Source organism: bacterium, from assembly GCA_035703895.1.
Lineage (GTDB): Bacteria > Sysuimicrobiota > Sysuimicrobiia > Sysuimicrobiales > Segetimicrobiaceae > Segetimicrobium.
Map to the genome: position 1 here is coordinate 1 of DASSXJ010000215.1, position 2,123 is coordinate 2,123.

The following is a 2,123-nucleotide window of genomic DNA, read 5'->3' on the forward strand; positions in this document are numbered from 1 at the left end:
CGAGGCAGAGCGGTCCGCCCGCGTGCGGGCAATAGTTGTTGAACGCGTAGTACTTCCCGTTGACGTTGAAGACGCCGATGCCCCAACGCCCGGCCCGCACCAGACGCTGACTGCCGGGCGGCAGATCGGCAACTCGACCGACGACGTAACGGCCCAAGACGGCGGTCCTCCGGCCTCACACGCCTCAAACGGCTCGTGCAGTGTTATTGATCCCGGGTCCCCCGCTCGTCCCCATTGGCCCGGCGAGCGGGCGGCAGGTTGTACAGGTCGAGCGCATTGTCCCGCAGCACGCGCTCGCGCATCTCACCCGGGAGTTGGCGGGCCACACGCGTCGGGTCGTCAAAGTCCCAGTGCGGGTAGTCAGTCGAGAACATGAGCAGGTGCGCCGCGTCCACCCACTCCAGTACACGCCGCAGATGCCGCGGATCGGACGGTTCCTCAATGGGCTGACTCGTGAACCGTACATGGTCGCGTACGTACTCCGAAGGCCGGCGCTTCACCAGAGGGATCTCCGCCCGCAACTGGGTCCACAGGTTATCGAGGCGCCACAGTAACGGCGCGATCCAGCTGAATCCGCCTTCGGCGAAGACGACCCTAAGGGCCGGGAATTTCTCGAAGACGCCTTCGAAGATGAGGCTCGTCAAGTGTGTGGCGTACAGCAACGAGTACAGCGCGTGGTGCTCGATGAAATACGATGCAAACCCGACGGGCGTAAGGAGCCCCATGCCGGCGGCGCGGTTGACGTGGATAACAATGGGCAACCCATGCCGTGCAGCCGCCGCGAGAATGGGGTGATACGTCGCCTGTCCAAACGGCGCGCGGGTGTACGGGACAAGCATGACCTCGACGAAATACGGATGGCCGGCCCATTCCTCGATCTCGGCGACCGCGAGATCGGGCTGACCCGAGCAGACGCGAAGGGCGCCGCGATACCGCCCGTGCCCGTTGTAGGCGGAGAGCCACGTCTCCGACAGCCACGAGTTCGTTGCCGCGCAGACCGCGGCCTCGTGTTCCGGATTCGGCACGGGCCGGACCGTGAGCGGCAGGAGGATGGCGTAGTCCACGCCGGCGTCATGAAAGAGCTGCCGTTCGGCAAAGGCGAGGTCCGAGCACGGCGGCCCCCCGCTCGGGGGATGCGCATCCCGGCGCTGCGCCTTGCCCGGCGCCACGTACGTGGGCGTTTCGACCGCATCGAACACCTGGTCGGACCAGTTGCGACTCCGCCAGGGCTCGGGCACGCGTTCGCGGAGCTCGGCAAAGGAACGCGGCGCTGGGTGCACGTCTGTGTCGACGATCCTGACCCTGACGGTAGCTTTCCCATCGTCGATCTGCCGCAGGGACCGTGCCATCGTGGCGCACCTGCCCTTCACTCGACGCGCAGCTGAGGTGCCGCGTTCGGTGATTCGACGCGGCCGAACCCCGTACCTCGCACGGGACGGTATGCGCCACTCTGTGCATGCCGCGGCGCTCGCATGAAGGGCCCGTCCGCGCACGCGTCGAACGTCACGAAAACGTTTGCGGTTTCCGGCCTCCGACAAGACCCCACCAGGCGGTCGTCATGAAAGGGGTCACGGTACCATGGCAGCCCTGATCGACGCATCCGGCCGGATCGTCGAGCCCTCGCGGGATGTCCCCGTTGCGCGCGACACCGACGTGCTCGTCGTCGGCGGCGGCATCGCCGGCGTCATGGCGGCCCTCGCCGCGGGTCGATGCGGTGCGCGGACCCTGCTGGCCGAGCGGTTCGGCTCGCTCGGCGGGACGGGGACCTCCGCGATGATGAACCTCTTCTACGTCCCCTACCCGGCGTCGCGGGGACCGATCCGCGAGTTGTTCGACCGTCTGATCGCGCGCGGCGGCGCCATCCCCGGCGAGTTTGTCGTCTACGACCCTGAGCTGTACAAGGTGACCGCCCTCGAGATGCTCGCCGAGGCGAACGTGGAGATCCTCCTCCACACGCTGGTGAGCGACGTGGTGATGCGCGATCGCGTGCTCCGCGGGATCATCGTAGAGAACAAGTCGGGGCGTCAGGCCATGCTGAGCCGTGTGACGGTCGACGCGAGCGGCGACGCGGATGTATCCGCTCGTGCGGGCGCCCCGTACGTGAAGGGGAGAGAGAGCGACGG

Annotated in this window: 3 protein-coding genes; 1 reads left to right on the forward strand and 2 read right to left on the reverse strand. The window is 67.2% G+C overall.

All coding sequences use genetic code 11. From position 1 onward, the window contains the following. Positions 1 to 157: Rieske 2Fe-2S domain-containing protein (locus VFP86_14445; protein ID HET9000833.1), on the reverse strand; the 157-nt coding region annotated here is incomplete at its 3' end. Between the two features lie 46 nt (positions 158 to 203). Further along, positions 204 to 1,349, reverse strand: a complete 1,146-nt coding sequence (locus VFP86_14450) for an amidohydrolase family protein (GenBank protein HET9000834.1) — start codon at positions 1,347 to 1,349, stop codon at positions 204 to 206. 229 nt (positions 1,350 to 1,578) lie between these two features. On the opposite strand from VFP86_14450, the gene VFP86_14455 reads away from it, so the two are divergent. After that, positions 1,579 to 2,123: FAD-dependent oxidoreductase (locus VFP86_14455; GenBank protein HET9000835.1), on the forward strand; the 545-nt coding region annotated here is incomplete at its 3' end.

What these genes read in the sequence shown, in the direction of transcription:
- VFP86_14450 (HET9000834.1), bottom strand. Translation starts at nt 1,349, where the DNA reads ATGGCACGGTCCCTGCGGCAGATCGACGATGGGAAAGCTACCGTCAGG.